This is a genomic window from Methylobacterium sp. AC433, assembly GCF_979253015.1.
The window spans coordinates 1-235 of sequence record NZ_CEEDBN010000117.1 but is presented as its reverse complement, the minus strand read 5'-3'; the positions used below and the strand labels follow the sequence as shown (position 1 = coordinate 235).

The 235-nt window shown below is 63.4% G+C and carries 1 pseudogene; it reads left to right on the top strand.

Annotated elements, in window-relative coordinates:
• Window positions 1-46: 46 nt before the first annotated feature.
• A pseudogene (locus AC0IWM_RS23945) lies at window positions 47-235 on the top strand (hypothetical protein); the annotation flags it as partial.

Sequence of the window (235 nt, the reverse complement as noted above, 5' to 3'; positions counted from 1 at the left end):
ATGACTCGATAGGAGAAAGAACCTATCCTGAACACAGGTGGTCGCGATGTCAGATTCCCAGCGTCGGACGCCGTCCAGTCCCGCCCCCGAACTGCGTGATCTCCGCCTGCTCCTCGCGGTTCTCAGGATCGAGACGAAGCCGGTCCGGCTCCTGCGCTCCCAGAGCCACAAGTACGATCCCGATCAACCACGGGCTCCGGCCGGACAAAGCGACGGTGGACGCTGGGTCTCGGAC